The following is a 5,379-nucleotide window of genomic DNA, read 5'->3' as shown; positions in this document are numbered from 1 at the left end:
TTATTGACCCTGGTTGTCTTTTTAATTGTGTTGCACGATTATACTGGCGGAAGCTGTGTTCTCCTCTTCCTCCAATAAGGGCATTGATTCCTCCTGTCGAAGGGTTAATTAAGATTGCCCCACTTTGAATCAATCGATCTGGCTGACTTTTTGGAAACATATTTTCACTTTTATATACCTCTTCAACAGCATTCTGCATCCTAGGATTTAATTCTGTATAAATCCGGAGACCACCTGAAAGCACTTCGTTTTGTGTGAGATGATACTTATTAATTGCCTCATCAATAATGTTATCTACATAATGAGGATATTTCCCTTTATAGTCTTCTGTTTTCTTTCCTTCTAACACTATCGATTGTTGCTTGGCTTTCTCTAAATCACTTTCGCTAATATAGCCTTCATTCTTCATAAGTGACAATACAATATTTCTACGCTGAATTGCCTTGTCGTAATTCTTAAATGGCGACAGGATAGAAGGTGCCTTAATAAGTCCTGCTAGCATTGCGGACTCACTTAATGTTAATTTGTTTACGTCTTTTCCAAAGTATACTTGAGCAGCCCGCTGAATTCCCCAAGCACCTTCCCCAAAATAGATTTGATTTAAATATCGTTCCATAATCTTATCTTTAGAGTATGTACGTTCAATTTTTTTAGTAAAAATGAGCTCTTTGAACTTTCTTGTATATGTACGTTCCTGGGTAAGAAATACATTTTTAGCTAACTGTTGTGTTATTGTACTTCCCCCCGCTACAATTCCCCCACTAAATAGATTCTTAACCATAGCTCTAGCAATACCTACGTAATTAATACCATGGTGATCGTAAAAACGCTGATCCTCAGTTGAAATGACTGCATTGATCAAATTGCTAGGAATTTGTTTAATACTAACTCCCTCAATATTTGAAGTCGAAATCTTACTTGCAACGCTTCCCGCTTGGTCGTAGATAATTGTCGGTTGTGGTACAGGATTCTCTAATTTACTTACATCAGTGGACCAAATAAACACATTAAGAATAAGTAAAACGCATATAGTAAATGTTGTAACTATGGCCATTATCTTTAATAGAAACTTTTTGGRATACATCCGATTCCATATCTTTCTTAATGAAAATTTTCGTTGTTGCCTCTTATACATTCTCCCCATGCTTATGTAACCGCCCTTAAATAAAATCAATATAAAAGAATAATATAATCGTTCAGGAAAATGCAGTTAAATCCTATCCAAAAGTTAAAAATATAAGTAATGGGCATGTCATTCTCAAAATCCTGATTAACAAGCAGCCTTAAATATATCCTTACGTTATTCAGATTTATAAACATAATGTTTTCAATCGTTTTTAGCAACTCTAGTAAAACGTCTTCTGATTTTTCATCCAAACATTTTGTTACTTTCTCTCATTTCACATCAGTATCAAGGGTAAACAAGCACTAAATTCTATCAATAAATGAATCACTTCTTTCTTTTCCTATATCAAATTATTTCAGAATATTTACAAAGACCGTTATTGATAGTCATAATACATTTATTTTTATTTTATATAAACCAAATTAAAAATATTATTGCATTATACTATTTACAGATTTCCATACTTAATAAACTTCGAAAGATTTTACTTTTTTGTAGGTGTAAAGACATTATATTTTTTAAAATTGTATTTGAGACAATATACAACAGGGTAATTATACTTTTTTTTACAGAACATCATTCTTTGTGTACTAATCCATCTATTAAAGAGAACTTATACAGAGGTAGTGTATCTGCACTATCCACCTTAATACGACAACAGATATTAAGGCTTTTAATTTCTTTCAGGACCCTTGTTAAATTTAACTGCCTGGTTTGTTGCATACAAAAAAGGCTGCCTCAGCAACCTCCTCGTAGAAGTAATGCACTCGCTCGTTAAGTCCTATTTAAATTCCGAATTTAGACTAAACCTAAAATTTTTCTCTTTTATTGGGCCATATTTTTAACTTAACACCTGCCATCAGCACGCTGCCAAGCAAACATCACTCTCATTTGCGGACAATGCTAGCCGTCCGAATTGCTCTGAAAGTCGGGCTTTGTTCCGATGACGACGGTGGCGTCCAGTTCGTCGAATCTGGCCACTTTCGGTACCAGCCCGTTGCGAGTGAAAATCTCGACGGTCTTGGGCGCCTGTCGCTCGCTAGACTCGACCAGCAGGTGGCCGCCCGGTGCCAGCCAGAGTGAGGCCGCGTTCGCCACCCGTCGCTGGACGTCAAGCCCGTCCGCTCCCCCGTCGAGCGCCACCCGGGCCTCGTGTATGCGGGCCTCCGGGGGGAGCAGTCGGATCACCTCGGTAGGTACGTAAGGTGCGTTGGCGACCAGAACGTCGACGCGCCCCCTAAGTGTGGAGGGCAACGGCTCGTAGAGGTCACCTTCGTACACGTAACCACCTGCGACAGTGACGTTGCGGCGGGCGCACCGCACCGCCGCCGGGTCGATGTCGGTGGCGTACAATTCGATTCGTTCCAGTGCAGCGGCCAGCGCGGCGCCCACCGCGCCCGATCCACAGCACAGGTCAACCACAATGGCTCCTGGTCGGGCGATGTCGGCGGCCTGTCGGACGAGAAATTTGGTGCGTTGACGGGGTACGAAAACTCCAGGGTCCAACGCTATTCGCAGTCCGCAGAACTCCGCCCAGCCAATGACGTGTTCGAGGGGCAAACCGGCTGCTCGGCTGTCAACCATGGCTGCAAGGTCGGCTGGAGTCCGTTCCGCGGAGACGAGCAACCGGGCCTCATCTTCGGCGAAAACACAACCGGCCGCCCGAAGCCTGCTGACGATTTTCGTACAAGTGATATCTCCATGAAAGCCACCATAATTCACAAATGATCCTGCCTCGGCATGGAGTGTTACATCATCAACATTTTTTGAAGGTGCAGACTTAGTTGTTATCTCACTTCCATCAACACAATTGACTCTCCCAAAGCTCAAAGTAGCTTTCCTTAAGTCCATAAATCCCCCTCATTCCCATCCTCGTAACTATCCGGTTAGCACATTAAGAAGCAGGTATTGCTATGCTATAACCCCTTTTCTTAAACTTAAGCAAATCGTTTCGATTAACAAAAAGGCGTACCACTATCGTAGTAACAACTTCCTTTTTGACCTTCAAAGTTATATATTCGTCAAAGGGAAAAAAATCCCTTTTTTCACTAAACCGCCCCGTTAGTTGCATAAAAATAGGTTGCCTCAGCCACTCTCTCAGTGAAGTAAAGCACCCATTAGTACATTAGCGTTTTTAAATCCTTTTTTAGTAAAAAACTCATATTCCCCCCCCATTTTTTCTAGTGTAATCAATTGTATATTGTTCCAATTCTAGCAATATATCAATATTTTTATGATCACTCGAAATTCCATCGATAAGCCACGTTCTTCCCTCATCTTCACTACATTAAGAAAGCTCAAGTTGCACCGCAGGTACTATCTCATTGTTAACAAAGTATATGAGTCAAACTTATTCAAAATTAACTTCATGATGAAAATCATCTTGAACATTAATAGTCATTAGATTTTGCATCAGGATTGAACTGTTCCTACTTTATTTTTGAGACAATTAATCCAACTACAATAATCGAAAATCCCAATAAAGTTTTCCAAGTAGGCACTTCCTTTAAAAATATGTACCCCATTATCAATGCGATTAAGATTTCTATCCCCTTAGAAGTAACTAAGACATATGTCAGGTTATGTATAGCTTTAAATCCGAACTTTACTCCATAACCTATCAGCATATTTGCAGTTAAAAATAAAGGTAAGACACAAAGATGGAACTTGAGTGTTTCCCAAAAAGCTGAATCAATGTGTTTACTTTGATAAGAAAAAATCAGGTTTATCAGAAATAATCCTAAGAACAAGCACGCTAAACTGTAAATAAAATTCATGCACACACTCTCTTTACTAAACTTCTTGTTTTTACCATTAGTTTAACCTAAAAGGTTTTTCTTATACCATAAATTTTGCATAAGGTAAAAAATCTGGTTCTATTTCAAAAATGAATATTAACTATTGAGAAGGTATCTTTTACTTGTAATTAAAAACTTTATTACAAATAAGCCTTATTTCTGTCCGTAAAATAGTAAAAGCAACTCGTATCACTCATACAAGTTGCTTTTTTAAAAGAGACCTCTTGTCAAAAATCATTGTGAAAAGATTTAAGACAGCAATCACAACCAAATACCATGAGAGGATCTTTTTATTTAGGCTCATTTAAACATTAATGTTGATAGTTAAACAAAAGAAAAAGGAAATTAATTTAGTCCTTTGTATGTCTTTTTGACCTAAACCAGCTAATAGGAAATACTTTTATTCGCAATCAGATTTTCAGAGATTATTTTTTTTGAAAACTTTTTCAAAAAAATCAGCTCCTAGGTGAAAACAATTGATATCTCTTGCTTCGTATTGAAAACGCTTTTATAGGGATTTAATATATAGCTATAGGGAAGAAATACCCCTTATTAATAGAGAATCAAAATATAGAGAACATTATAGGCTCGTTAAATGAGGGAGGAATGTTTTATGAAGAAAGCTTTTGAGAAAGCGCAGCAGTTCGGTAAATCTTTTATGCTCCCGATTGCCGTTTTGCCAGCGGCCGGTTTATTGCTGGGAATTGGCGGTGCTCTTTCTAATCCAAATACAGTTGAGGCCTATCCTTTTTTAGACTTTGCCTGGCTGCAGGCCATTTTCACGATCATGAGTTCTGCAGGAAGCATCGTATTCGGTAACTTGCCGGTCATTTTTGCCGTAGGTGTTGCAGTAGGATTGGCACGTTCGGATAAAGGGACCGCTGCACTGGCAGCCATGATTGGCTATTTCGTCATGAACAGTTCAATAAATGCACTGCTTCAAATAAACGGTGAACTTGCCAAAGAGAATTTGGCAGGTGCTGGACAGGGAATGGCTGTCGGGATCCAAACACTGGAGACTGGTGTGTTTGGYGGTATCGTAGTAGGTATCGTTACCGCACTTTTGCACAATAAATATAATAAAATTCAGCTTCCGCAAGTGTTAGGATTTTTCGGTGGTTCCCGTTTCATTCCCATCATCGTTTCCTTCGCGTCCATCTTGGTTGGAGCCGTGCTTTTTATCGTATGGCCTTATTTCCAACTTTTCATAAACCAATTAGGTTCGCTGGTAACGAGCACAGGAACGATTGGGACTTTCTTTTACGGATTCATATTACGGATGCTCGGGCCGTTAGGGTTGCACCATATTTTCTACCTTCCCTTCTGGCAAACAGCTTTAGGCGGAACGATGGAGATTAAAGGGCAGATTGTCAGCGGGACCCAGAATATCTTCTTTGCGCAATTGGCCGACCCAACTACCGTCAAGTACTATGAGGGTGTTTCCCGGTTCATGTC

The 5,379-nt window shown here is 39.5% G+C and carries 3 protein-coding genes; 1 reads left to right on the top strand and 2 read right to left on the bottom strand.

Annotation, left to right across the window (positions count from 1 at the left end; all coding sequences use genetic code 11):
* The coding region (locus AC1DUW_RS20465; RefSeq protein WP_477643317.1) for a transglycosylase domain-containing protein at positions 1-1,054 on the bottom strand (1,054 nt) is incomplete at its 3' end.
* 975 nt (positions 1,055-2,029) lie between these two features.
* Positions 2,030-2,848 (bottom strand): putative protein N(5)-glutamine methyltransferase, encoded by an 819-nt coding sequence (locus AC1DUW_RS20460; protein WP_053348037.1) that lies wholly within the window; start codon positions 2,846-2,848, stop codon positions 2,030-2,032.
* 1,689 nt (positions 2,849-4,537) lie between these two features.
* On the opposite strand from AC1DUW_RS20460, the gene AC1DUW_RS20455 reads away from it, so the two are divergent.
* Positions 4,538-5,379: PTS transporter subunit EIIC (locus AC1DUW_RS20455; protein ID WP_477643316.1), on the top strand; the 842-nt coding region annotated here is incomplete at its 3' end.

The organism is Peribacillus sp. P4_C12 (assembly GCF_056402095.1).
This window is presented reverse-complemented; position numbering and strand designations above follow the sequence as displayed.